Raw genomic sequence first — 26,655 nt, forward strand, 5'->3', positions numbered from 1 at the left:
GTGCAGTCTTCGCCCTACGCGATCGCAGGGAGAATAGCGCGTGTAAGACCTCAAGCTCGGCAATGCGTGGTGAGCCGTCAACCGTTCGGCGTTCAACTGGTAGGAATCACTGTCCTTGTAGGGCGGCGAGGATGTCAAAAATAATCTCCCGTTGTTGGGCATCATATTGCCAACGTTCCAGAAACGTCTTATAACTTCCCTCTCCGGTTATGGCACTTTCCCGTAACGCCACTACTTTTTCCTGCACTTGAGGGAGATTAATTTGTTCAATTAAATGGATCGTTCGTCTTCGCACTCGATCCGATCCTTGCGCCATGGCTTCATTCTGATTCCGACGGTGGGTAATCGCCATGGCAGCGGACATGGCTAAGTTTTTCACCAACAGTTCAGCGACGGTATCCGGTGAGGATTGCAGGGCTTGAATTACCTCTGGCGAGGGAGTATCCGCTACACTGTCGTCAGCGGTGAGGTACGTGACAAAGAACCCTCTAGCACCATTTGTGGTTTTCACCAACTGGGCGATCGCACTCGCCGCGTCTACTTGGGAGAGTTCACCGGATGACAGTTGCGTCATCAGGGATTGAGTGAGTGCGATCGCCTCTTCAAAGGTCACATTGTCTGGAATATCCACCTGATTCCATCTCGTAATAAAATGCTAGTCAAGTTATCTTGATCCAAAATTAATCCTAATGCAAGCACTTTGGCTGGAAAACAACCAACTGCAACTCCGCCAAGACGTTCCCATTCCGCAGCCCCCACCGGGAGAAGCCTTGGTGCGAGTTGTGCAGGCGGGTATCTGTAACACGGACTTGGAATTAATTCGAGGCTATTACCCCTATAAAGGTATTTTAGGGCATGAGTTCGTTGGTGTTGTTGAACAAGGATCGACTGAGTTACAGGGACAACGAGTTGTTGGCGAGATTAACGCCGTCTGTGGGCAATGTCACTATTGTCAAAGTGGACAATCAACCCACTGCGAAAACCGCACCGTACTCGGAATTGCCAACCGTCATGGGGCGTTTGCTGAGTATCTTAGTTTACCCATCGAGAACTTGCATCGAGTCCCCGATAATTTACCCACAGATTTAGCGACGTTTACCGAACCTGTCGCCGCCGCCTTGGAAATTCAGCAGCAAGTCAGGGTGAGTTCGACGGAACGAGTGTTGGTGGTGGGCGATGGGAAACTGGGACAATTAGTCGCCCAAACCCTTGCCCTAACCGGATGTGACTTGTTAGTGGTGGGGCGTCATCGGCATAAGTTGGCAAATTTATCGGCACGCGGGATTAATGTGGGATTCGCCGATGCGATCGCCAAACGATCGTTTGATATTGCTGTAGAGTGTACGGGGAATCCGGCTGGATTTGAACTCGCCCGCCGCGCTTTACGTCCACGAGGTATTTTAGTCCTGAAAAGTACGTATGCGGGTCAGTTAACCTTTGATGCTTCCTCTCTGGTTGTAGACGAAATTACCCTAATTGGGTCCCGTTGTGGTCCGTTTGCCCCCGCCCTTGAGTTACTGGCGTCAGGACAGGTGGATGTGAAACCGCTGATTCAGGGTCATTATCCGTTACGAGAGGGACTTAAAGCAGTTGAACAGGCAAAAACTAAGGGCGTGTTAAAGGTTTTATTGGATATGAGTAATGAGTAGTTGGTCTTATGTCTTATGTCTTATGTCCTTTGTCATTCGTAAGGGTTTGAGGACTATTTACAACCTTAATAGAGTTAAGTTTATTTTCATCAACCTACTTAGGATGAGTGTTCAGGATAAAAATAGGGAGGGTCAAGTCGGGTGCAAATCGGATGGTTAGCAGATAAACAGACAAGGGCGAAGGCGATCGAATTGACCAATGTTATTCGTTTTTTTGCCAATCGCGGTTGGACACCCGCCACCAGTTCTAATTTCTCGTTCGTTAAGGATCAGGAACAAAAAGCCTTTGTCATTTCCCGGTCTGGACAGGATAAAAGCCAGTTTAAACCCAATCATTTCATGCTCATCGACGAACGAGGTCAAGCCATTGAACCAAAACAGGCAAAACCCTCAGCCGAAACCTTAATTCACCTGAGTCTTTATAACTGGCAACCGATTGAATGTGTCCTGCATACCCATTCCCCGGCGTCTACAGTGTTGTCAATGAAATATGCTGGATTAGGAACAGATTTTACCCATCCCAGTCAAATAACCTTTACTGGCTATGAAATTAAAAAAGCCTTTGATGGAATTGACACCCATGATACAACCGTAACGCTGCCGATTTTCCCCAATTCCCAAAACATGGTAGAATTTGCGAACAATTTGGCTCACTATTTAGCCAGGAGTGATGAGTTATTTGGCTTCGCGATCGCGGGTCATGGATTATATACCTGGGGAAACACGATTCAGGCGGCGAAACGTCATGTTGAAGCCTGGGAATTTCTGTTCGAGTGCCGTTTATTGGAGTTAAGGATTGGATGACTGTTAAACTCACTGATATCAACTATATTTTGTTGGATATTGAAGGCACAACCTCGGATATTCAATTTGTCCATAAGGTGATGTTTCCTTACTCCAGAGAACGGTTAGACCAGTTTGTATTAAACCATCAGAATTTAGATGAGGTAGTTGAGGCGATTGAGTTGACCAAGCAAACGGTTAAAGCCGAACAAGGACAAGACATTGATTTAGAGGGCGCGATCGCCACTTTACTCCACTGGATTGATAGCGATCGCAAACATCCCGCCCTGAAATCGATTCAAGGACTCATCTGGAAAAACGGATTCGAGACAGGGGCATTTGAATCACATCTCTATCCCGATGTCAAGCCTCAGTTAGAAGACTGGGCGCGATCGGGGTTAAAATTAGGCATTTATTCCTCTGGGTCAATTGCCACTCAAAAAATGTTTTTCAGCCACACCGTAGAGGGAGATCTCACCCCACTCATTGCTAACTATTTCGATTTAACCACGGGGAGTAAAAAAGAAGCGATGAGTTACGAGAAGATTATCGATAGTTTAGAACTAGCCCCCAATCAAATCGTCTTCTTTTCCGACGTTCCAGCGGAATTAGTTGCAGCGCGACAAAAAGGGTTGCAAGTGATTCATGTCAAGCGAGAGGGAACCGAATCTTGGTCTGACGTACCCGAAGTAGAATCCTTTCAAGAGGTATCATTTATCTCCTAAGTTCGTAGTTGCGCTTGTAGTTGCGCTTGTAGTTGCGCTTGTAGTTGCGCTTTAGCGCCATCAACGTTTGCATCACCCCCTACAATTTATGATAGATGCCAGGAAATAAATTTCCGGCTGAAAGCTTACTACATTAAACGCTTTTCACCCTGCCCTCTAGCTGCTGTCTTCTGCTTTCTGCCTTTATTCCTGCTGTATCATCCACACCAAAAAGGCTAAAATTTGCTCAACGGGTGGTAGAGGATAAACGATTAAATCAATCGTGACAGTAGTGGCTTCTAATTTAAGAAATTGCCATTGGTTACCATTACTAACTGTACCATAGATACATTGAAGCGGTTGTTCCTTAGCGATATTAAATTTCTGGGCAGCCACCATTTCCGCCACACATTGACCAATTCCCGATTTAAGATTAGCTTGTTTCGCCTCCACAATCACAACCGCCGGGGCTTCAATGTCTAAAAGTTCGGGGGAACGACTGATCAGGAAGTCACAACGTCCATTAAGTCCCAGTGATTCATCGACGTTAAAGTCTTCGCCAGAAAATAAACTAATTTGACGGTTCAAAATGCGCCGTACTTCCACTAAAACTGGGCTAATAATTAATTCAGATCTGGCTTTCTCACTTCCTGTCGCTACAGCGAGAGGGAGATTTTCGTCCAGAATGGCGGCTAAGGTAGAACTAGGTTGAACTGGGTCAATTTCCGGCAAAAATCGAATCCCTTCTGCTGTCGTGAGATTGAAGGCTTCTTTGGCTTTAGCAAGCGTGGTGAATTGACTGTATGGCATGATTATCCTATCTAATCAAATCCGTTCATACCTCAGAACGTAGATAAATCCAAAACAAAGCCAGGACAGGGCGACCCGATCGCATTGAATGGAATGGTGTTGTTGATTAAACCAAGCGGGTCGCCCCTACAGGAAAATTATCGGGGTTTGGGTTGTGGTATCCGGGATGAATAAAGGGTCTATGGTTGCTTGATCTTATCTATATAGTAAGACCCGATCGCCCAATCGTATCTATCCCGATCCAAGCAACGCGATCGCACGTTTCCCCCTTATTCCCTCACTTCTTCCCACTCCCAGGAAGACGGGGAAGCATCACTCCCCAGTCTGCACCTGTTTATTTCCACCACCTGATTGAGATAAGGAAAACTTTTAGGCTTTAGGCTTGCGTTTTAATCATTTAAAGTTCATCAAACTTAACAGGGCAGAAAACGTCACGGGTCAATCCTGATTTGATCAGGGTTTGAGGTTGTAGTACAATGTTAACTTAATCCTGTATTGTGTTATTTTTATGGTAAATTTTTAACTTTAAACGCTTCAAAGCCTTATAAATACGTTAATTTTTCCCGTGTCGCTGCGGCAAAATTGAAACACGACAAGTATCTTACATTACCCAATTTTCTCAACTCAGATCGAGGCAAAATTGACAAATAACCATTTTCATGCATCTGAGGCTTAATCAAAAAGGGACAACTGGGGGGAATGGGAATGCAACTCGCCAGGAATTAGAGGAAGTGCGATCGCATAAGACACAGATCATCGAATCTCTGCTTGAGTCAACAAATTGAGGAACCAGCGACTGGATGGTAGGGAAGAAATAGGGTGCGATCGCACAGCGACTCAACCCAAATAATTCTCTTTATACAGTTGCGCGGTCTTCGCTTTAAATTGAGGACAGGGCGACCCGATCGCATTGAATAGAGTGGTGTTGTTAATTAAACCAAGCGGGTCGCCCCTACAGGAAGGAATTTGACAAAAGTACATTCAGTTATCCCTGTTTGACTTGTAGGGAATCACCGATCCTTTTAGGTCGGTGAGAATGTCAACGATATCCTGCATCAGACTTTTTATCTCGATCAACGGTGAACCAACCGTTTTTGAAACACCAACCATTTTCCCATGGCATCGGAATTAGAGTTTACCCCTTTGTGCAATAAAATCACCCCATCTTCAAAGCCAATAATGCCATACTCTTGCTTTGCCGTTACCTGATCAATTAGCGATACCAGCGACTTCAAAAGTCCTCGTTCCTGATCAAACGCCACCTGATATTGCTGCAATCGCCAAAGGTCAGCAATAATATAATCTACAGTAATGACCTCTTGCTGATCATTGCGTAAGCTTAAATCCGGTAAGCGGATAATTTCACGGCGACTAGAGAGATGAGGAATAATATAAGTTGTCGCCGAAACACTGGCATCCGGTGGAATTTGGGAAACTAAAGGACGCATTTGTTGCACATGGTTCCACTGTTGGGGTAATGAGATATGTACCCAGGGGTCAAAGGAATCCGGTAACATAAAATAAAAGGCACGATTTAACGCCGAAGCGCTAGATGTATAGGAGAAAAATAGCGTCAAACTCAGACAAAAAATCCAAAAATATCGAAAGCGCGATCGCTTATAGAAATCTTGATGCTTTGACCACCAGAGAATCGCCCCATAAAACAACCCTGGCACCACCGTAAGCGCATAGCGAATATTAATTGCCAGTACCGATTCCCCCTTACCTAAAAATAACTTGAGTAAAGGAAATCCCGCTATCATCCAAGAGGCGGGTGAAATCGCGGGTACAAACGCCAACGGTAACCATTGCCCCAATAAATAATTCAACGTGCGACCAAACGGTGTCACCAATTCCACCAACACCCGCCCCGGATTACTCACCATTCCCCAGATAATCTCTAACGTAGACGCCTCATCCCCTGAAGCATATTGACCGAATCGTTCCATCATAAACCGCTGGGAAATATCCTGAGAAAATAACGGCATCACTAGATTCGTCAGCAGAATTATATAACCAAAACTTAAGCTACAAATCGCTAACCCAATCCGGGGATAGCGCCGACTCAGGATTAAGTACACCCCCACACCAAACAAGCCGATTCCCGCATCTTCGCGCACGGCTAAAAGTAACACAGCTAATAGCCAAAACAGCCACCAGCAGCGTTTTTCCATCGCTAGCAACAATCCGAAAACCAATAGAGGAATCTGGGAAATATCGTGAAAGTTCGATAAGGTTGGACTAATAACCGCATTCGCACAGTAAAAGCTAACCGTAATCATCCCGGCTAACGGTGGTTCCAGATACTCTCGTGCGAGAACATACAGAACTAAACCCGCCACCGTGACGAATGTTACCTGCAATACAGTTAACGTGGCGGGTGTAGGAAATAACGCATACAGGGGTAACCAAAGTAACAACGCTGGCGTAAAATGTTGTCCCAACCGATGATAATCAACCCTAGGAACCTCCCCCTGATGAACCACATTCGTTGAAAGTTGCGAGGATAAAGAACTCTCAAAAAAACGTCCATGCAGGTTATTCCAGAAGACTTGATTAAAAATACCTTGGTCGTAGGAGGAATAAAACGTATAGTGTCGATGTAAGCCTAAAATTAAAGCCATACAAAAAAAAGCGAGTGCCGCCGTAATCGCTAACCTTGATAGAGATACCTGAGAAAATTTAAATCGCATCATAGTATGTCCGGCTGTATAATTCGTCTATCATACCCGTAGTTATTTCCCAGAGAACATTATCCTAACGAAGGACAAAGGACAAAGGACTACTTAATTTTGCTACCATAGCGGCAGTCCCCTTGCTGATTGTAAGATGATCAAAAGAATTTCCTTAGGCTTAGGCTTGTTGAGTGGCATCCTATTCACGGGCAATCCAGTTCATGCTGATATACCCCTAACTCCAGTCTCCCCTGCATCCTCAACGGTTCCCCAAACCCTTTCCCAAGCCTCCACCTCTACCAATATCAAGCTGTTACTCGAAGACTTACCTGAGGGGTTCCAGGAACTTCCCCCCGAATTAACCGCCTCACTTGCCTCTCAATTTAGACTGTTAACCCAGCAATTCCAGGACGCCAACCTGAACCCAGAAAATTTATTCGCCTTTGTCAATCCCGAAAGCTTTCAAATTGTTCTAGGATTTACCAGTCCCCTATCTAGCGAACAAGATTGGGTAAACTTTGATACCAATGTACAGCAGTTACAACAACCCGAAATTCAACAGTTACTGGTTAGCCAACTGAAGCAACGATTGCAAGGGATGGGAGAAATCAATGTTTTGGAATACAAACCCCTCCCCGAATTGAATAACGTGGCGGATACCTCAACAGGCTTTACCTTAGGCATCGATATGGAAGGAACACCCCTACAATTAGACATGGCAACCTTTCGTCGAGGTGGGATGATTGCGTTCACTGGGGTGATGTATGTAAATGGACAAATGCCATTAATTCAAGTTGGCGATGTTGCTCAAAAGCTTGATAGTCGTATTGTCCAACGTTCGGCGCAATCCTATCCTGCTAGTTTAGCCAACCATCAGTTTTAAATCCCCAACCGACAACGTAGATATATACCCACCTGGCGTCTATCGACTAGCGGAGGTGAAAACCCCCGTGTTTTAACCGGGGGATGAAACCGAGCGAAGCGTCCAGCCAAGTAGCTTTAGCTACGAGTGTTTATTTTTTGATAGCACTTAGCCAATAATGTAGTATAATATCATCAAACATTGCAGGAGGTCGAGCAAATGTTTACCTTAATTTACGAGTTTAAACTCAAGCCAACTAATGCTCAAGTAGCCGTTTTCCAACAATGGCTAGAGCAATGCCGTAAGGTCTATAACTATGCCCTTCGTGAGCGAAAAGATTGGGTTAATAGCCGTAAATGTAAGGGTTACGCTTGCTCAGTCAAAAGCGAGTACATCATACCAGCAGATACACCAGCTCCTACTTACAATAGTCAAGCGGTAGCCCTTACCCAAGCCAAAAAGAATATCCCTGGACTTGAGCAGGTTCACTCACAGGTATTACAACAGACTCTTAAGCGGCTACAGTTAGCGTTTGAGGGGATGTGGAAAAATAGGCGTGGGTTCCCTCGGTTCAAGAAACCTGGTCGGATGCGGTCATTTGTGTTCCCTGCTTTAGGGAAACAACCCATCCAAGGGAATCGAATCAAACTACCTAAAATTGGGCTGGTTAAATTCAATCAATCCCGTCCTATACCTGACGATGCGATCATTAAACAAGCACGAATTGTGAGACGTGCATCAGGCTGGTATGTACAGTTAACCCTGCAATGGAAAGTGTCTGTGCCGGAAATCAGTCCGACTGGCACATCACTAGGAATAGATGTTGGTTTAATGCATTTTGCTGCCGTGTCCAATGGGCGAACGTTTCCCAATCCACGACCGTTTAAGCGACTAGAGAGCAAGCTTAAATCGCTGCAAAAAAAGGTAGCTAGTAAACAGTTTGGGTCAAACAATCGAGCCAAAGCACAAGCCAAGGTAGCAAAGCTACATGAGCGGATTGCTAATACCCGTAAAAACTATCACTGGGAACTAGCCCATAACTTATGTGATTGGGCTGATATGATATTCGCTGAACAACTCAACCTAAAAGCACTAGGTAAAGGCTTCTTAGCTAAACATTGCCTGGATGCGGGTTGGGGTCAGTTCTTAGATGTCCTTCGAGCGTGCTGTTTTAAACGGGGTGTGTACTTCCAGAAAGTACCCGCAAAGGGAACAAGTCAAACTTGCCCTAATTGCTTAGAGGATACAGGCAAAAAGAAGCTTTCTCAACGGGTACATAAATGCCAATTCTGTGGGTACACCTGCGATAGAGATGTAGCATCTGCTCAGGTAGTAGAAATCAGAGGAGTCGTAGCCGTGGGACACACGGTAGGTAAGCTTTCTGAGGGTAAAGGTTCCGTCCTGGAAGACGTTAAACTCTGCCTCCCTGTGACGGAAGAATCCCCCGCGTTTTAACCGGGGGAGTGTCAAACAAAATCCCCCGGTAGCTATCAATAGCTTACCGGGAGAGACTCAGCATTTTCTGTTTGATTTCTATTTTAGGTTCAAGGACACCGATCAAAAATCCGTAAAATTCAGTAATTTCCTGGCTCTAGTTTCCATAAATCGTCAAAAATACGGGTTGACAACGGGTTATAGTAATGCTACATAAGAATACTTAAATAACTCTTTAACAAATGACAAAGGACAAATGACAAAGGACAAATAACCCTTACCGCTCAAAACTGTAGATTTTTTGCGTGGTTAAATGTTCAAATACACGGGAGGGACATTGACTCAGTGAGTACATTTGCCGATCAAGCTGAACTTGTAAACTAATCAGAGGATCGACCCCGGTAGAAACCAGAAATTCTAGGCGTCCCAGTTGCGACCAAGTGCTGAGTGTATCTAAGATTTTCGCGATCGCAACGCAGTAAGGATGATGGCTATCCTTGTACCAGTCGGGTTCTGCCAGGTTCGCTTGATCAAAGCCCAGGTGAACGATTAAAGACGGTTTCCCAAATAAGGCGATCGCCACCGGACGCGCTTCTTCCTGTAACAATAGGTTATGGCTTTCCGCTAAATGTCGCAGTTTTTCCAGCCGTTCATACCGTTCCGTCACGGGTTGCGGCGCATCTAACCACTGAATTCCCACGGTGACTAAATAGGTTTGTAGCAACAGATGTCCTAATTTTTGTGCCTTGGTTGCCAAATAGATCGAGTTATAGTCATTGGATTCAATCAGCAGGGGGACGCGATCGACTACCTCAATCCCATATCCCCTTAATCCAGCAATCTTACGTGGATTATTCGTAATCAGGCGAATTTGTTTGACGCCAAGATCATTCAGCATCTGCGCCCCCATGCCATAGTTCCGCAGATCCGCCGGAAATCCTAAGCGTTCATTCGCTTCCACCGTATCCAATCCCATATCCTGGAGGGAATAGGCTTTCAACTTATTCACCAAACCAATCCCTCGTCCCTCCTGGCGCAAATACACCAGCACCCCTTGACCCGCCGTCTCAATCATTTTTAACGCGGCTTCCAGTTGCTGACGACAATCACAGCGCAGGGAACCCAAGGCATCTCCTGTGAGGCATTCCGAGTGCATTCGTACCATCACGGGTTGGTCTTGAAATGTTTCCGGATCTCCCTTGACAATTGCCACATGTTCTGTTTTGTCCAAGGTATTGCGATAGCCATAAATTTTAAACGTGCCAAACTCTGTCGGCAATTTAGCCACCGTTTCCCGGTAGACGAAGCGATCGTGTTGCAGGCGATAACTAATTAAATCGGCAATGCTAATCAGTTTAAGATTATGCTGTTTGGCATACTGAATCAACTGCGGCAAACGCGCCATCGACCCATCGGGATTTTGGATCTCACAGATCACCCCAGCTGGGTATAAACCTGCCAATCGCGGCAAATCCACCGCCGCCTCCGTATGACCCGCCCGCTTGAGAACCCCTCCTTCTCTAGCGCGGATCGGGAAAATATGACCCGGACGACGTAAATCACAGGGTTTAGTGTGGGGGTTAATCGCAATTTGGATCGTTCGCGCCCGATCTTCTGCCGAGATACCCGTTGTCACCCCCAAATGGGATGCTGCATCAATACTAATCGTGAACGCCGTTTGATTGCTATCGGTATTTTTGGTAACCATCAATGGCAAATCGAGGGCATCGAGGCGTTCTCCCATCAGCGCCAGACAAATCAAGCCCCTGGCTTCCACCGCCATGAAATTAATCATATCCGGTGTGGCAAATTGGGCAGCGCAAATTACGTCCCCTTCGTTCTCCCGGTTTTCATCGTCAACCACAACCAAAGCGCGACCGGCTTTGAGATCGGCTAGGGCTTCATCTATCGAGTTGAATTCAAACAAAACAGTTTCAGGCGATTCCACGTCAAAAGCGCGAGTGCTAGACCCTCTAGATTTATAGAGTAAGTTACTTTTCGATTGTATCCCGTTTACCCAGATAGAGAATTCTAAAGATGCAAGAGTTCCCCCAGAAGGGCGGGTTGGGTTAAGTTATGGCGACTCTTCCTCAAAAAATTGTAAGTTTGAGTATTGGTCGAAAAGGGCGATCGCCCGTTGGTTAAGTTTTCTGTATAGGGGTAGAATGCGATCGCCTGTTTAGGGGTATGCTTAAAGATATTTTCTGCTACCCATCTCATAGACGCGATCGCGCCTCCTGGGAAGGACAGAAAAGACCAGCGTCAATCAGGGGAACCTCTGGTCATGTCTTATCGGGAACCCATCCGCAAACCAAATTTCTCACCTTTGAGTCGGAAGTCCGACACCAATCCGTTGCAGCGACGCCGTTTCAAAGTTCCGAAACCCAAAAAACCTGTGGTAAGACGCTCACCGGAGGAACAGAGGGCGTTTTTGCAACAGAAACTGGATCAGTCGGCTTTTGTCGGTTACAACGGTCTTAATGTCCCGGTTAATGTCCCTCAAACCCCACCCCCACAACCTGTACAGGAACAATCCGCTAATGCAGGGTTAGAAGATAACGCTCAACAGCCAGAGGTTTCCGAGGCGGAAGCGACAGAGACTCAGGAAGAAGAAACAGTTCAGCGCCAGGAAGGTTCAGAAGCCGAATTATCACAGAATCCAGAATCCCCTGAGAAAGAAGTAGACGGAGTTGCTGTCACCCCGGCTCAACCCTCAGCAGCAGAGAGTGGAAACAACCCATCCCCAAAACCGAATTTACAAGCTCAAAAGGAAAGAATATCGCGTTTGAGTTCCAACTTGCTGACTGTTCCCGTCAATACCCAGAGGAAAGAGTCTTCTGTGGTGCAGAGGAATGGGCTTCAGAATGGGCTAGGAAAAGACCAAGGAAATCAACTAGGTCATGATAAATCAATAAGTGAGCGTAGAACTGAGCGCCGAACTGAAAGAGAAGTTGAATCAGATAGGCGACGCCGCCGTCCAGAAGGTGGCACAGGTGGGGGAGGACACTTAGAATCGGATTGGGCAGGTCGATCTATATTGTATCGTTATCTTACAGGAGGTGGAGACTGGCATATTAATAATGATCCCAACTGGTCTAGTTATATGAAGGCAAATGAATCTTTGCAGCAGATACTACAGGCAAAGGTGCTTGAGCTTGCTAAGACCATGGGAACAGGTTCCGGAAAAATTTCTGAAACGTTTCATGTAAGTATTGAGAATGGAGAGAGTATCGTTGGCTATCAGTATTTACATGGGACAAATGCCAACGTAGGAGACTTTCAAATTACAGGAACTTCATCAAGTGTTTTTGACGCAGGTGGCACAAGAACTATAACTTTAGCTCTTTCCTATACTTGGAATGATGTTATAGATCCTAATCCTCAGTATACAACGGACAATATCAAGAGTTTATTTGCCGAGAGAATTACTCTAGGAAGAGCAGAACCCTATACTATTCATATCACTTGGAGTTCCCAGTCTATTGTGGAAATTGATGCATCAGGAAATGTAATTTCTAGTGAAGGATGGCCCTTTAATTAAAATTATAACTCATGATTCACCTGAAATAGAGTGCTTATAAAGCTTACTCGATAAGAATAAAGAGGCGTTGGCCATGAACAAAACAATAGTTTATTTAAAACAGCTATTTTATAATTTATTGGTTTTACTAATCGTTTTAACAAGTTGCCAGGAAAAAGCTATGGTTTTACCAGCAGAAGTTGCAACAGTAGAAGAACCTGCTATTTCACCATCAGGAAAATATACTCTTGTTATAGAAAGTAATGAAAACCCTGATCTTCCTTATCGAAAATTTAAAATATTAGATCAGGAGCAAAATATTTTGTATACATCAGATGAACAATTTGATATACGTCATACAACCTATTTCTTGTGGGGAGCGGATGACCGTGTTTGGGTATATTCTGGTGATATAGGAACTTTTTTCTGGGAAAATGAGCCAGACACAAAAAAATGGCAGCGTCATGTATATGCGCGTAGTGATGTGCCAGCGCCTAGCTATTTAAAGGAGCAAAGACCTAGATTGCATCAGCGTTGAACCCTTATTGTTTTCTGTTCCCTGTTCTCAAAAAACGATCGCCCGTTGGTTAAGTTTTCTGTATAGGGGTAGAATGCGATCGCCTGTTTGGGGGTATGATTGAGGATATTTTCTGCTACCCATCTCATAGACGCGATCGCGCCTTCTGGGAAGGACAGAAAAGAACAGCATCAATCAGGGGAACCTCTGGTCATGTCTTTCCGAGAACCTATCCGCAAACCAAATTTCTCACCTTTGAGTCGGAAGTCCGACACCAATCCGTTGCAGCGACGCCGTTTCAAAGTTCCGAAACCCAAAAAACCTGTGGTGCGACGCTCACCGGAGGAACAGAGGGCGTTTTTGCAACAGAAATTGGATCAGTCGGCTTTTGTCGGTTACAACGGTCTTAATGTCCCGGTTAATGTCCCTCAAACCCCACCCCCGCAACCTGTACAGGAACAATCCGCTAATGCAGGGTTAGAAGATAACGCTCAACAGCCAGAGGTTTCCGAGGCGGAAGCGACAGAGACTCAGGAAGAAGAGACGGTTCAACGCCAGGAAGGTTCAGAAGCCGAATTATCACAGAATCCAGAATCCCCGGATACAGAAGTAGAGGGAGAGGCTGTCACCCCGGCTCAACCCTCAGCAGCAGAGAGTGAAAACAACCCATCCCCAAAGCCCAATTTACAAGCTCAACTCGAAAAAGTATCGCGTTTGAGTTCCAATTTGCTGAATATTCCTATCAATGCTCCAGGAAAAGAACCACCGTCAATGCCAGAGGCTGAGACAACTTCAGAGCAGGGAGAGGAGACGATTCAGCGAGAGGAAGGTTCAGAAGAAAATGTATCACAGAATCCCGAATCCCCAGAGAAAGAAGTAGAAGGAGAAGCTGTCACCTCTTCTGAACCATCAGCAGCAGACAGTGGAAAACAGCCATCCCAAAAACCGAATTTACAAGCTCAACGGGAAAGAGCATCTCGTTTGAGTTCTAATTTGCTGAATATTCCCGTTAACACTCAAGGGAAAGAGTCTCCTCCGGTGCAGAGGAATGTACTTCAGGATGGGTTAGAACAGTATCACCCCAAAATAGAACAGAGAACTCATTCTGTCTTCAATGGATTAAATCGGTTTAATGTTCAACCATCAAGTCAGTCAGAAACCGTTCAGCGCTCATGTTCCGCCTGTGAGCAGGAACAGAAGAAGAAAGAAGAAGAGGAAACGCACACCGGAACCATCCAGGCGAAAGCTGACATAGCAGGTGCTAGGGGTTTAAATAAAAACCCATTATCGTTACAGGGAGATAACCTCACTCCGACGCTACAAGCTAAGACAATTGAGGAGCAAGAGTCTCTAACTACATCCAACAAAAATCCGTCTCCAATATCCGTAGACAAGAAAGCACCGCCACTTCCAGCTAAAGAAGTTCCACCGCCTAATGCTCAAACAGCCACAGGTGAAGAATCTCAGCCAACGGAAATTTCACCAGATATTGCAGAAGCCAAGAAGCCGTTAGTTACAGAGACAGAGACTCAAGAATTACAAAAACCTGCTCCGGCTGAACCCCAATCTGTCAATCAACCCCAAGCAAAAATCGAGCCACCTGCTCAACCAGCACCCACCACAGACGCGAAACCAGAAGCACAAGGTAGTGAAACTCAACCGGAAGTTGCGCCAGCGCCAAAACCTGAAGCTAAATCCCAAGTACAAGATAGTCCAACTGAATCCCCAGCTACTCCAGCACCCACAAAAGAAACCCAACCGGAAGCACAAGGGAATACGAGTAAACCCGAAGTCACGCCAGCACCGAAACCTGAAGCCAAATCCAAAGCACAAGATAGTTCAACGGAATCCCCAGCTACCCCAGCACCCACAAAAGAAGCTAAACCAGACACAGAAGGTACTGCGCCTCAACCCGAAGCTGAATCCGCACCGACTGATACTGAAGGGAAAACTCAACCCCAGGAAAAAGCCACTGAAACTCCGGCTAATACGGAAACAGCCAATACGGGTGCTGGAAGTATCCAAACCCCTGATTTAACTCAAGCTAATCAGGGGACATCTTTAACGGCTATGTGGCAACAGCAACAGGATCAGATGGATAATACTGATCAAAATGTTGCTCAAACTGTTGATCCGAGTCAAGAACCCCAAGCCGCTTTAGAACAAGTATTACAACAAGCCCAACAAAAAATTGCGGCGATTCCCCCACCTGGGACAAATGCACCTAAATCTGAACCCTTACCTCAGCCGCAAGTTGAGCAAATTGAGAAACCTGCGATAGAAACTCCTCCTACGACAGAAACTCCTACAGTTAAAGATGGCGCGGCTGAAACTCCCGCCGTAGAAGACAAAGCAGCAGAGGTTACTCCGGCTGAACCTAGCCAAGAAGATACTCTTGAGTCGGCGACTACTGAACCTCCAGAACCAGCCGAACCCGAACAACCCCAAGTACAACCCGAAGACAAAGCCCTTCCGGAAACTGAACCTCAACCGGAAGCAGAAGTTCAGGAAGCACCTGAACCGACAGCCAAAGAACCCGAACCTCAAGAACCTGAAACCCCTGAAGTTGAAAAAGACGAGACAGAACAGAATGTTGAGGAAGCGGTTCAATCCGCAGAACCAGCGGTTGCAGCCAAAGGTGCTGAAAGTAATGTAGCCGTTAAGCCAGTTGATGAACAACAGGTTAAATCAGGACAAGTTGTTCAAGGCGATTTACTGGAAAATCCCTTTGATTGGGCAAAAGGTATTTTTGATTCCCTTCAAGGTGATGCTGCTGGGAAGAAGAATGAGGTACAAAGTGATTACGATAGTAAAAAATCTCAAGTTGATGGGACAAAACAAGAGCAAGGGAATCAGTTAGATAATGACAAGCAAACCAAGGGTAGTGAGCTGGATGCAGACAAAGATACCAAAGGTAATGAGTTAGAAGCTGATAAAGAAACCAAAGGCAGTGAGTTAGAAGCTGATAAAGAAACCAAAGGCAATGAATTAGATAGCGCTAAAGACGCTAAAGGGAATGAATTAGAAGCTGATAAACAAGCTAAAGCCGCTGAACTCGAAGCTGATAAACAAGCTAAAGGGAATGAATTAGAAGCCGATAAACAAGCTAAAGCGGCTGAACTCGAAGCTGATAAACAAACGAAAGGAACTGAACTTCAGTCAGAAGTCAAAGCCAAAGGAACTGAAGTTGAAGCCGAGAGTCAAGCCAAAGGTACAGAACTCCAAACCGATGCCCAAACCCAAGCTTCTGAGTTACAAGGGGAAGAAACTGGCTTAAAACAAGAAACGACGGCTAAAGAGCAACAAGTTGAAACAGAAGTTGCTGATAAAGTTACCAATCTGGAAAGTAAAGCCGTTGAAGGCAAAGGTGAGATTGAAAGTAATTGGACTGATTTAGAAAATAGTGCCACAACGGAAATGACTGCTGTAGAAACAGAAGCCCAGCAGTTTTCCCAGACATACATGGCGAAAGCTCAAAACTTTATCGCTAAACTTAATGGAGCTTCCGCCGGGGCAAAACAAGCAGAAGGACAAGGAAATGGTCAAGTTCTACAAGCTAAACTTGATGACACATCAGCCGGAGTCAAACCAGCAGAAGGGTTAGGTAATGGGCAAGCTTTACAAGCTGAATTGGAAACCCTCCAAACAGAAGTTGAATCAGCCTGTACTAATATTGAAGGCAAGGTAGCTCCTGTCACGCAAAGAGTTGAACAGGGATGGCAAGGAATTAGCCAAAAAGCCCAGGATGTTGGTACACAACTGCAACAACAGGGAGAACAAGTTAAAACATCGGTTGACCAGTCTGTCACCAGTGCAGGGGATTATTTAAATGAGAAATGGACAACCTTAACAGGTAAAGCCTCAGAAGGCTGGACAAGCTTCCAGGGTAAAGTTGGGGAAGCTCAATCCTGGGTGGGAGAAAAGGTTAATAATGCCACCAGTTTTGCTACTGAAAAAGCTGGAGCCGCAACGAATTGGTTATCGGAAAAAGCCAATAGTGCGGGGACATGGATTGATGAGAAAACTGGAGGAGCCTTTAGTTGGCTGGGAGAGAAGGTTAATGGTGCTAATTCTTGGATAGGTGAAAAAGCCAACAGCGCCACCTCTTGGATGGGTGAAAAAGTCAGTAGCGCCGAAACCTTTGTGGCTGATAAGGCGAATAATGCGACATCTTGGCTGACTGAAAAGGGAACCAGTGCGTTTAACTGGATGCAAGAAAAAGGTGAGACGGCTAAAAATTGGCTCACCGAAAAGGGAAGCAGTGCAGTTAACGCCGTTGGGGAAAAGGCAGGTTCTTTTGTCAGTGGGTTAGAGGCAAAAGGATAAAGTGCTGTTTCAACTATCCAGTCTAAAGGAAGCTCAATTTTAGAATGGCTCGGTGGTCAAGTCAGTTCGGTAGTTTCCGGTGTTCAAAGCAAAGCTAATAACGTTGTTTCCTGGTTGGGAGATAAGGTTTCTGGTGCGAAGAGTTGGGTACAACAAAAGAGTTCAGGTGCATTCAGTTGGTTATCTGACAAAGCTTCGGGTGCAACCGGTTGGATACAAGAGAAAAGTTCCGCAGGTTTAAACTGGTTATCTGACAAGGCTTCGGGTGCAACGAGTTGGACACAAGAGAAAGGGTCTCAAGGTTTAAATTGGCTACAGGAAACAGGCTCGGCTGTTGGTAACTTTGTCAAGGAGAAAGGCTCTCAAGGCTTAAATTGGCTACAGGAAACAGGTTCGGCTGTTGGTAATTTTGTTAAGGAAAAAGGTTCTCAAGGGTTAAATTGGCTACAAGAAACAGGTTCGGCTGTTGGTAATTTTGTTAAGGAAAAAGGTTCTCAAGCGTGGAATGGCGTCCAACAGCTAGGAGAATTAGGTGGTAATGCTCTCCAATGGGCAGGTGATGGGATTAAAGCGGGTTGGGATTGGACGAAGAATAAGGCGGGTGAAGTTGGTAGTTGGGCAAGTGAGAATATATCACAAGGTTTAGCTTGGGCTGGAGAACAAGTCAGTCAAGGGTGGAATTGGGTTCAGGATCGCTGGGGTGATGTAAGTCAATGGTGCAGTGAAAATTATTCAGCTATTAGTGCTTGGGGACATGGAATTTTAGATGTTGCTGGATTTATTCCAGGATTTGGTGCTATTGCCGATGGTATTAATGGTATTTGGTACGCCTTAGAAGGAGATTGGGGAAATGCTGCTTTTTCCCTAGTTGCGGCTGTTCCGGGTATTGGTGATGTTGCGGCTTTGGGTAAAGCTGGTAAATATATTAAAGCTGCCGACAAGATTGGCGATGCCGTTAAAGCTGCCGACAAAGTAGGTGATGCTGCCAAAGCCACTGATAAGATTGGCGATGCTGTTAAAGCTGCCGACAAAGTAGGTGATGCTGCTAAGGCAGGTGATAAAGCTAGTGATGCTGTAAAAACTGCTGACAAAGTAGGTGATGCCGTCAAAGCTGCCGATAAAGTAAGTGACGCTGCTAAAGCCAGTGATAAAGCTAGTGATGCCGTAAAAACTGCTGACAAAGTAGGCGATGCTGCTAAGGCAGGTGATAAAGCTAGTGATGCTGCTAAGGCAAGTGATAAAGCTGGCGATGCTGCTAAGGCAGGTGATAAAGCTGCTGAGTTGCCCGCTGCACTAGCAGCATCTAAAACTATTACAGAAAGCAATGATGCTATCGATACCCCGGCTCCTGCATTGATTGGATTGTTAAATGCAACGGTCAAGGCTAAGTTCAGTTGGATTAAACGCTTTGAAGCACGTTCTAAAGGAGTTCCCGGTCATTATTCTATCCACATGATAGCCAGTGAGCACAAGATCACAGATAAATATACTGATTCAACGGAAAAGCGTTCTAGAGACAGTAGTAAAAATGAGAAGCATGGCGATGGCGGCAGGGCTCTATCTAAAGCAGAGGATCAAATTAAAGAGTTAGAAGAACAGTTAAAAACTGCTACTAAAAAAGAAGCTAAAAAAATTAAGAAAAAAATTCAAAATATTAGAGAAGCCGCGCAAAAAAAGAAAAAAGGCGAAGAACACAGTAAAGGAATAAAGCGATGAGTTTAGAAAATTGGACATGGATTCCAAACAAAAGTTTTGGCTTAATTAAGTTTAATACTCCAATTGAAATATACACTAATAACATTGGAGTTTTCTTAAGTGATGATAATGCTACAATTGGATGGAAAACATATAAAGTTCCAGACGAGAATATCAGCATTTATGTTGAAGATGGAATTGTTGTTGCAGTTGCTACTTACGAAAAGCTTTATTTTAAGGGTATTAATCTTATAGGAATTTCTCAAACCAAGTTAATCGAGATTCTAGAAGTAGAACCTGATGAAGTCGGGACTGGTGTTTTGTACGAAGATGGCGATGTCCAAACCCCACTAGATTTCGATCCCCTTGGCTTGCAAGTCTGGATTAGCGATTGTGTTGTGGTGTCAGCAAGTTTAAGTGATGATCTGTAGGCTAAATTATTACAATCGAAGATATGTTTTATAGACACATGGTATAATATTTTAAAATCTATAGTGTTTTTAAATGATTCGTGTACAGCCAAAGCACTGAAAGCCTTACTGGGCAAGGTTTGCTTGTTTACATTTCACATAAAAATGCTATATAGCCTTACCAAGGCAGGTTAGGACATTCCTAAAGTTCTCTCTTGCCTGTTATCAGGTCATTACTGGGATTGACTGATGTCCTAACGTGTCTGCGTAGTGCTATATAAACATATTATGCTCATATAAGTTGATTAATAGGGATAATTATGGAAAATCAAACCAACCAAAATCAGACCCCAAATTCCTCTAAAACATTACAACAAGAATATCAAGAATCTTTGTTAAAATCGGGTATTCAATCCGCCAAACTACTCAATGAGTTAATTGAATTAAAATTAATGCCAGACCCCCGCGCTAAAGAAATGGCTGATTTGGCTTTGGAGGTGATAAAAATAATTCACTCCGCCCCTGAAGAAATTGTCAACTTTAAAGAAAACAAGGACAATCCTTAAGGGTTACTTGTAAAATCAACTAAATTGGCAATCCATCAACCCTTATATTAGTCTTTTGGCGATGCAATTACAGGAAAACTCCCAATGTGACACCTGAAGACATTCCCTCAACACAACCGATTTTTGCCGCCATCGTCAATTTTTTCACAGAAGACAATTGGCACTATGCCCACCTAGAAAAACAGTCAGCCTTACGCCTAGCGTTTAAGGGAAAAAATGACCAATACGACTGTTATGCCCAAGCGATAGAATCACAGCAGCAGTTTATCTTCTACTGCTTATGCCCGATTAAAATTCCCAAATCTAAGCGTCGAGCTGTAGGAGAGTTTCTATCGAGAGCCAATTATGGCATGATTATCGGCAATTTTGAGTTAAATTTCGATGATGGGGAGATTCGTTACAAAACTAGCACCAATGTCAAAAATCACTCGCTTGATTCAGACACTATCAAACAGTTGGTTTACACCAATGTAAACATGATGGATGAATACCTCCCTGGTATCATCGCTGTCACGAAGGGGGGAGTATCGCCAGCCGATGCGATTCACGATTTGCCATAGTTGAGGATAGTTTGACCCCTGCCTAACCTTCCCCTTGACAAGGACAGGAAAAAGTTATGGATTATGATCAGTATGGAATCTCTGTTGAGGTATGAGTTTATCGTTGAAACCCGTTGAATGGGTAGGAAGCTCTCTTGAAGATTTGAAAACTTTTCCAGAGGAGGTTCAGCAAGTCGTTGGCTATGCTTTGTACTTGGCTCAATGTGGTGAAAAGCATCCTTCAGCTAAACCCCTCAAAGGATTTAAGGGAGCTGGGGTGCTTGAAGTTGTGGAAAATTTTGATAAAGACACTTACCGAGCCGTTTATACCGTGAAACTCGCTGGCGTCGTTTATGTCTTACACGCTTTTCAAAAGAAATCCAAACAAGGAATTGCTACGCCAAAGCAAGAGATTGAGTTGATTGAAGCAAGATTAAAACGAGCCAAAGAGCATTACGCCGAAAACTATCGTCAGCAGCAAAAGGGAGAAAAAGATGACTCAGGAGATTAGTGTGCAAGCCAGTAGTGGGAATGTTTTTGCCGATTTGGGTTTAGAGAATTCTGATGAATTGTTGGTGAAAGCTGAACTGGCATATAAGATTAGCCGTATGATTACTCAGCAACAGTTGAACCCAACTGAAGCCGCAGAAGTTTTAGGGATTGAACCATCCCAAGTATCTGCTCTAATCCATGGCAAGTTATCCAACTTTTCCATTGTCAGTTTGTTTCGCTGCTTGAATGCTTTAGGGCAAGATGTAGAGATTTTCGTGAAAACGAAACCTCAATCTCGCTCAAAAGCGCAAACACGGGTGGTTGCGACATGATTTTGGAGTCACTTTTGTTAGTGGGGTTGAGGAACAGATACCTCCGAACCATTTTGGAAATCACGGCTAAAAACCAACAGCCGCGTTTAATATCTGCATTTATCAAGTGACATGGAAAATCTGAATTTGCTGGATACAATTGCAACGCTAAAACCGATTCCCTTGAAGCGGTTGCACTTAATTGAATCTGACTATGTAATGCTTGAAAACTTGCCAGTCGGACAAGTGGGTACAGTTGTCAATATTTATGATGAGCAGGAAGAACCTCACTATTTAGTTGAGTTTGCTGATTTACAGGGGCGGGAATATGCAATGGCTACATTGAAACGAGACGAAGTTTTAATACTGCACTATGAACTTTCAGTGGCTTAACAAGAGCAGGATTTACGCCGTTAAAAGTTACCTTTTTAGGTTGGGTTGAGCAACGGATTGGGAAATTCAACCTCATCAGAATGGCACGCTCAATAAGATTGGTGGGCAATGCCCACCCTACGGTATATCAAAGATTTCGGTGATCCCAAAATGCTTATTTCACCACCATTGAATCTAAGATATGTCAATATCGCTCTTTGGTTACTTTCAACTAGACTAGAACTGTATTGAACCTCTCAAACAAGCAATATGTCTCTCAGCGAACTTTTACCCACTGTTAGTCAACTCTCTCATCAAGATAAACTTCGACTTATCCATTTTCTGCTTCTTGCCGTTGCTAAAGAGGAAGGATGCAGTCTAGAACCTGCGGACAATAGTGATTCAGCTAATGCACTGTTGAATCAATTGGCATCAACAGAAGCCGTTGTCTGGTCTCCTCAAGCAGATCAAGCAAGTGTTCAAGCCTTGTCGGATCTTTTGGTGGCGGCGCGGAGAGAAACTAATGCTTAATGGTCAACGATTCCCGTTCATTGAACGCATAAATAGCCTTGGACTTTCGAGTGTCATGCCATATTTGCCGATCACTCTTGTCAATAGAAGCTGCACTGTCGAGGTAATGGCACTTGTAGATACGGGTGCAAGTGTCAATGTTCTACCTTACGAGATTGGTATACAGTTAGGGGCAGTCTGGGAAGAGCAAACTGTTCCGATTCAGTTAAGTGGAAATTTAGCTGATCACGAAGCACGAGGCTTGGTGGTATCGGGTATCATTGTTCCGTTTTCGCCTGTCTTATTGGCATTTGCTTGGACTCAATCAAGAGATGCGCCTGTAATCCTGGGACATACAAACTTTTTGGCGGAATTTAATGTGTGTTTTTATCGCCATGAGTTAGCTTTTGAGGTTTGTCCAATAGACAAATGAACACAACAGATGTTCAAGCTTTGGGGCGCAAGGCTTCATCCGTGTCAAGCTTGGGAGAGGGGCTGGGGGTGAGGGCTGGCGTGGGAGAGAGGTTTTAAAAGTAAGACCACTAACGGGTTAGACTGTTGGGTTTCGCTTACGCTCAACCCAACCTACGGTGAAAAGGCGCACCCTATTTACAGCCGCTAATTATTTATGCTTAAATAATTTTAGATATACATCTGCTATGCCCCATGAATATTTTCACTCAAGGACAGGGGCGGCTGTTGGCAGGATTGGCATTAACCTTTACTATTGCTCAATCCCCTGCTTACTCCCAACCCATTACCCCCGCCGCCGATGGTACAGGAACCACGGTTAATTCTGAGGGAAACCGCTACGATATCCAAGGGGGTACAGTTTCCGGAGATGGGGTGAATCTGTTTCATAGTTTTGAGCAGTTTGGACTCGATACCAACCAAATTGCTAACTTTTTGTCGAATCCAGAGATTCAGAATATTTTAGGGCGGGTGATGAATGGTGAACCGTCGCTGATTAATGGGTTGATTCAGGTAACAGGGGAACAATCGAATCTATTTTTAATGAATCCGGCGGGGATTATTTTTGGTGAAAATGCTCGGCTGAATGTTACGGGTGATTTTACCGCAACCACGGCGACGGGGATTGGTTTTCAGGGGAGATGGTTTGAGGCATTTGGTAGCAATAGTTACAGCAATTTAGTTGGGAATCCGAATGGATTTAAGTTTGAGACGGTGCAGCCCGGAGCGATTATTAATGCGGGTGATTTAGAGGTATCCGAAGGACAGAATCTTTCGCTGATTGGTGGCGGGGTGCTGAGTACGGGGAATTTGACAGCACCAGACGGTAATATTTCAGTGATGACAGTACCGGGAACGAGTCGGGTACGGTTGACTCAAGAGGGACAGCTTCTGAGTTTGGAGGTTGAATTACCGACAGATAATCAGGGGAATTTGTTGGCAATTGAACCGTTAATGTTACCGGAATTGTTGACGAATGGCGGTGTGGTTGAAGCGACGGGAATCGCGGCGGCGGATGTGGAAGCTGAAGCTGGAGATATTGTTGTTAATCAGGTAACAGGATACACAGCAACGTTATCGGCTGAAGGCGATATAACCTTAGTTCCGGTTGGGGAAGGCGTTGCACCTTCTTTGGTAACAACCGGGGATTTAAATCTGTTGGCGCAGGATACAGTATTGGTAAGGGATAACCAAACCAGTCCTTTTTTAGCTCAAGCGGGAGGAAATCTTTATATTCAGGGGAATAATGGAATTGATATTCTGGCGCTGAATCATCCAGACACCCCATTTGTGAGTGGGGGAAATCTGAGTTTAGTGAGTGATGGCAAGATTTCCAGAGATGCTCACTTTACCAGTGGTGGTAATATCTCGATTCTTAACTTATCTGGAGAACCAACGGATTTTATCAGTCTCTATGATCCCATTGATTCGTTAGATGGAGACTTTTCTGCGGCTGGCTATACGGGACCAGCTTATAAAGTAGAAGCTGGAGGTAGTATCACGTTTAATGGGGATATCGTCATTAATAGTCCAGATGCCAATTTTGCGAATGCGGCTCCTGGTACAGATGAATTTATTATTGGAAATTTCCCAGCACTAATATTAATTGCAGAAAAGGGAGACATCACGGTTGAAAGTATAGCCACGTTTGCTGCTACCCCTCCTAATATTCCCGAAATTGCGGGACCAATAATATTAGACGCTGGGGGTGATATTAAAACCACAGGTCACTTCTTAACCATTGACGATCCCCCAATAAGAGTTAGCCTTGGCTCATTTGTAAGTCCAGGTCGAACGGGGGATGCGGGAGATATTACAATTAACAGCGGTGGTTCTATTGATGTTAGTTCAGGTGAAGTCTCCACATTTACTAATGATGGTACGGCTGGCAATATCACATTAGAAGCTGAGGGTGATATTAGAATAGCTGACGTATTTGCAACGAGTGTAAATGGTGGCGATGGCGGAACCGTTAGTCTGCAAAGTAACTCAGGATCTATCATATCGAATGGAGAGATATTATCTTTTTCCGAAACAGGTAAGGGTGGAAGTATCACCCTCGACGGTGCAGTCACTCTGGAAAATAATATATTGTCTGATGGCGCTTCCGGTGGAGATTCAATCACCTTCAATGGTGCAGTCACTCTCAAAAATGATGTAAATCTCAGCACTGGTACTAACACAGGTGATATTATCTTTGATGGCACACTGAACGGAGATTATCAGCTAGAACTTGATGCTGGCTCTGGTACAATTCAGTTTAAAGATTGGGTGGGTAATGAGAATCCCCTAAATCGCCTCGACATTATAAACGCGGATCAAGTAGAGATTGCTGGTGGTATTATTACGGGCAACCGTGATTTGTTTATTGATCAACCCGTATCATTAACAGGGAATACAACATTTGATGTAGGTACAGCTACACTTAGCTTTGATTCAACTCTGGCTGTAGCCGAAAATAATTTAACCCTGCTAGCTAATGAGATTGACTTTGAAGGCGGAGCTAATTCAGTGACTGGTACAGGTGTCCTTGAGCTTCGCCCTTCAACACCCAACCAAGGGATTGCCATCAATGGTTTAGCCGATAGCGGTTTGGACACTTTTGATATCACCGAAGCAGATCTTGAGGCATTGGATGGGTTTGATCCGATTATTATTGGTCAAGAGAATAGTTCTAGCTCAATCACTATTAATGATGTGACTTTTGATAATTCGGTAAAAATTCAGTCTCCTCAAGGTTCAATTACTGTTGATGGAAATATTACAGGAACAGGAAATGCTTCAATCGAACTCAACAGTGCTAACACAACCTTGAATGCCAATATCACCACAGATGGTCAGGATATCATTGTCGGTAACACTCCCAATCCCATAGAAAATAGTGTGTGGATTGGTACAGATTTGGTCGTTCTCAGCACGGGTTCAGGGCAAGGCGGGGATATTACCTTTAATGGTAATGTTAATGGTCAACTCAACAATGAGCAAAGTCTCAATGTTAACCCAGGTATGGGGGGAGTTTTCTTTAACGGTGACGTGGGGAATGTTAACTCTTTAGAGAATTTAATTATTGGCGATGATGTCACAGGAAGCGCTAACTTAATTGGCAACTCAACCACAGTTTTCAACAGTTTATTTATCAATGCCGAACAAACCCAGGTGGCAGGTGTAATTACAACGACTGGAGGTTCCATTGAATTTGCGGGTCATGTAATTTTGCTAACTGATGTAACATTAGACACAACGTTTAATACGGAAGATACGGGAACATCAGGCAATATTATTTTTGGCAAAACTCTTTCCAGTGCGGCGTCAGATGATAACTTTCCTGATGATACTGACACTCCTCCCTTCAACCTAACCCTAATTGCTGGATCTGGAGATATCAATTTTAATGATGCTATAGGGACTCAAGATTCTCTAGGAACAATTGATTTAGGTCAAATCAATATCGAAAGTGCTAATCAGGTAACAGCCGCCTCAACAATTGCAACCAGTGGGTCAGAAGGTTTTAGTATCACAGCTAACAGCATTGATATCCAAGGTGACTTAAACACTAATGATGGACTCGTGAACTTTATAGCGAATAATGAAATTATCGTTAGCAACATCACCTCTGAAAGTGGGACAATCACGTTAAATAGTGATACGGGCAGTATCAACACTAACACTCTAAGCGCTACTAATGGCTCAGTACAGCTAACCGCCGGGAATCAGATTAGCACTGATGATGTATCTGGCAATGTAGTGAATCTTTTTGCCAATAATGACATTGATATCGCTAACGTTACCTCTGAAGGTGAAGGAATCACGTTAAATAGTGATACGGGCAGTATCAACACTAACACTCTAAGCGCTACTAATGGCTCAGTAAGCTGTTATGCATTTAAACTGTGATAAGAGCATTACCCTTATTTTTCAGTTTCCGCCCCCAATTAATAACTAGCTTGTCTTCATTTAAAAGTTGATGCAACAAAGATTCTAACTCTTCAATGGATTCAAAAAGCCGATT

The 26,655-nt window shown here is 44.4% G+C and carries 25 protein-coding genes and 1 pseudogene; 19 read left to right on the plus strand and 7 right to left on the minus strand.

What is annotated here, in order from left to right; genetic code table 11:
- Window positions 1-106 precede the first annotated feature (106 nt).
- Window positions 107-631 (minus strand): hypothetical protein, encoded by a 525-nt coding sequence (locus RID53_RS23260; protein ID WP_446390361.1) that lies wholly within the window; start codon window positions 629-631, stop codon window positions 107-109.
- A 58-nt stretch (window positions 632-689) separates the two neighbouring features.
- On the opposite strand from RID53_RS23260, the gene RID53_RS23265 reads away from it, so the two are divergent.
- From RID53_RS23265 to mtnC, 3 genes are all read left to right on the plus strand, one after another.
- Window positions 690-1,649, plus strand: a complete 960-nt coding sequence (locus RID53_RS23265; RefSeq protein WP_446390362.1) for an MDR/zinc-dependent alcohol dehydrogenase-like family protein — start codon at window positions 690-692, stop codon at window positions 1,647-1,649.
- Window positions 1,650-1,790: 141 nt separating this feature from the next.
- Window positions 1,791-2,453, plus strand: coding sequence for a methylthioribulose 1-phosphate dehydratase (gene mtnB / locus RID53_RS23270; RefSeq protein ID WP_446390363.1), 663 nt, complete (start codon window positions 1,791-1,793; stop codon window positions 2,451-2,453).
- Window positions 2,450-3,157, plus strand: coding sequence for an acireductone synthase (mtnC, locus tag RID53_RS23275; protein ID WP_446390364.1), 708 nt, complete (start codon window positions 2,450-2,452; stop codon window positions 3,155-3,157). Before mtnB ends, mtnC begins: the two co-directional genes overlap by 4 nt.
- A 183-nt stretch (window positions 3,158-3,340) precedes the next feature.
- Here mtnC and RID53_RS23280 read toward each other — a convergent pair whose 3' ends face one another.
- Window positions 3,341-3,946, minus strand: coding sequence for a hypothetical protein (locus RID53_RS23280; protein ID WP_446390365.1), 606 nt, complete (start codon window positions 3,944-3,946; stop codon window positions 3,341-3,343).
- Between the two features lie 659 nt (window positions 3,947-4,605).
- Between RID53_RS23280 and RID53_RS23285 the strand changes: the two genes are divergently transcribed.
- On the plus strand, window positions 4,606-4,731 hold the full coding sequence (locus RID53_RS23285) for a hypothetical protein (RefSeq protein ID WP_446390366.1): 126 nt from the start codon (window positions 4,606-4,608) through the stop codon (window positions 4,729-4,731).
- A 288-nt stretch (window positions 4,732-5,019) separates the two neighbouring features.
- Here RID53_RS23285 and RID53_RS23290 read toward each other — a convergent pair whose 3' ends face one another.
- A complete protein-coding gene (locus RID53_RS23290) occupies window positions 5,020-6,639 on the minus strand; it encodes a DUF2079 domain-containing protein (RefSeq protein ID WP_446390388.1) in 1,620 nt (539 codons plus the stop codon).
- 136 nt (window positions 6,640-6,775) lie between these two features.
- Here RID53_RS23290 and RID53_RS23295 point away from each other — a divergent pair, with 136 nt between their 5' ends.
- Together RID53_RS23295 and RID53_RS23300 are read left to right on the plus strand one after the other, a co-directional pair.
- Complete coding sequence (locus RID53_RS23295; protein ID WP_446390367.1) at window positions 6,776-7,504, plus strand: hypothetical protein; 729 nt, start codon at window positions 6,776-6,778, stop codon at window positions 7,502-7,504.
- A 198-nt stretch (window positions 7,505-7,702) separates the two neighbouring features.
- Window positions 7,703-8,938: an RNA-guided endonuclease InsQ/TnpB family protein gene (locus RID53_RS23300; protein WP_446390368.1), complete on the plus strand. Its 1,236-nt coding sequence runs from the start codon at window positions 7,703-7,705 to the stop codon at window positions 8,936-8,938.
- A 256-nt stretch (window positions 8,939-9,194) separates the two neighbouring features.
- Here RID53_RS23300 and ribBA read toward each other — a convergent pair whose 3' ends face one another.
- Both ribBA and RID53_RS23310 read right to left on the minus strand, forming a co-directional pair.
- Complete coding sequence (gene ribBA / locus RID53_RS23305; RefSeq protein WP_446390369.1) at window positions 9,195-10,844, minus strand: bifunctional 3,4-dihydroxy-2-butanone-4-phosphate synthase/GTP cyclohydrolase II; 1,650 nt, start codon at window positions 10,842-10,844, stop codon at window positions 9,195-9,197.
- A gap of 104 nt (window positions 10,845-10,948) precedes the next feature.
- Window positions 10,949-11,137, minus strand: coding sequence for a hypothetical protein (locus RID53_RS23310; RefSeq protein WP_446390370.1), 189 nt, complete (start codon window positions 11,135-11,137; stop codon window positions 10,949-10,951).
- A gap of 64 nt (window positions 11,138-11,201) precedes the next feature.
- Here RID53_RS23310 and RID53_RS23315 point away from each other — a divergent pair, with 64 nt between their 5' ends.
- Window positions 11,202-12,458, plus strand: a complete 1,257-nt coding sequence (locus RID53_RS23315; protein WP_446390371.1) for a hypothetical protein — start codon at window positions 11,202-11,204, stop codon at window positions 12,456-12,458.
- 73 nt (window positions 12,459-12,531) lie between these two features.
- Window positions 12,532-12,975, plus strand: coding sequence for a hypothetical protein (locus RID53_RS23320; RefSeq protein ID WP_446390372.1), 444 nt, complete (start codon window positions 12,532-12,534; stop codon window positions 12,973-12,975).
- Between the two features lie 27 nt (window positions 12,976-13,002).
- On the opposite strand, the gene RID53_RS23325 is transcribed toward RID53_RS23320, so the two are convergent.
- A complete protein-coding gene (locus RID53_RS23325) occupies window positions 13,003-13,146 on the minus strand; it encodes a hypothetical protein (RefSeq protein WP_446390373.1) in 144 nt (47 codons plus the stop codon).
- A 21-nt stretch (window positions 13,147-13,167) separates the two neighbouring features.
- On the opposite strand from RID53_RS23325, the gene RID53_RS23330 reads away from it, so the two are divergent.
- The 11 genes from RID53_RS23330 to RID53_RS23380 all read left to right on the plus strand — a co-directional run bounded on the left by RID53_RS23330 (window position 13,168) and on the right by RID53_RS23380 (window position 26,540).
- Window positions 13,168-17,280: a hypothetical protein gene (locus tag RID53_RS23330; protein ID WP_446390374.1), complete on the plus strand. Its 4,113-nt coding sequence runs from the start codon at window positions 13,168-13,170 to the stop codon at window positions 17,278-17,280.
- Window positions 17,281-17,394: 114 nt separating this feature from the next.
- Window positions 17,395-18,996, plus strand: a complete 1,602-nt coding sequence (locus RID53_RS23335) for a hypothetical protein (RefSeq protein ID WP_446390375.1) — start codon at window positions 17,395-17,397, stop codon at window positions 18,994-18,996.
- Window positions 18,993-19,406 carry a hypothetical protein gene (locus RID53_RS23340; protein WP_446390376.1) on the plus strand — a complete coding sequence of 138 codons (414 nt, stop codon included), beginning with the start codon at window positions 18,993-18,995 and terminating at the stop codon, window positions 19,404-19,406. Before RID53_RS23335 ends, RID53_RS23340 begins: the two co-directional genes overlap by 4 nt.
- Before the next feature lie 299 nt (window positions 19,407-19,705).
- A complete protein-coding gene (locus tag RID53_RS23345) occupies window positions 19,706-19,951 on the plus strand; it encodes a hypothetical protein (protein WP_446390377.1) in 246 nt (81 codons plus the stop codon).
- Window positions 19,952-20,037: 86 nt separating this feature from the next.
- Entirely contained in the window at window positions 20,038-20,511 is a 474-nt protein-coding gene (locus RID53_RS23350; protein WP_446390378.1) for a YbjN domain-containing protein, read from the plus strand.
- A gap of 91 nt (window positions 20,512-20,602) precedes the next feature.
- Entirely contained in the window at window positions 20,603-21,001 is a 399-nt protein-coding gene (locus RID53_RS23355) for a type II toxin-antitoxin system RelE/ParE family toxin (protein WP_446390379.1), read from the plus strand.
- A complete protein-coding gene (locus tag RID53_RS23360) occupies window positions 20,985-21,314 on the plus strand; it encodes a helix-turn-helix domain-containing protein (RefSeq protein ID WP_446390380.1) in 330 nt (109 codons plus the stop codon). Before RID53_RS23355 ends, RID53_RS23360 begins: the two co-directional genes overlap by 17 nt.
- A gap of 111 nt (window positions 21,315-21,425) precedes the next feature.
- Window positions 21,426-21,686, plus strand: a complete 261-nt coding sequence (locus tag RID53_RS23365; RefSeq protein WP_446390381.1) for a DUF4926 domain-containing protein — start codon at window positions 21,426-21,428, stop codon at window positions 21,684-21,686.
- 249 nt (window positions 21,687-21,935) lie between these two features.
- Window positions 21,936-22,196 (plus strand): hypothetical protein, encoded by a 261-nt coding sequence (locus RID53_RS23370; RefSeq protein ID WP_446390382.1) that lies wholly within the window; start codon window positions 21,936-21,938, stop codon window positions 22,194-22,196.
- Entirely contained in the window at window positions 22,189-22,608 is a 420-nt protein-coding gene (locus tag RID53_RS23375) for a retroviral-like aspartic protease (protein WP_446390383.1), read from the plus strand. The genes RID53_RS23370 and RID53_RS23375 overlap by 8 nt, the downstream gene beginning before the upstream one ends.
- A gap of 233 nt (window positions 22,609-22,841) precedes the next feature.
- Complete coding sequence (locus RID53_RS23380) at window positions 22,842-26,540, plus strand: two-partner secretion domain-containing protein (RefSeq protein WP_446390384.1); 3,699 nt, start codon at window positions 22,842-22,844, stop codon at window positions 26,538-26,540.
- Here RID53_RS23380 and RID53_RS23385 read toward each other — a convergent pair.
- Window positions 26,530-26,655: pseudogene (locus tag RID53_RS23385) on the minus strand (IS630 family transposase); the annotation flags it as partial. The gene RID53_RS23380 and the pseudogene RID53_RS23385 overlap by 11 nt on opposite strands.

Source organism: Coleofasciculus sp. B1-GNL1-01 (assembly GCF_040220235.1).
In the GTDB taxonomy this organism is placed as follows: domain Bacteria; phylum Cyanobacteriota; class Cyanobacteriia; order Cyanobacteriales; family Coleofasciculaceae; genus Coleofasciculus.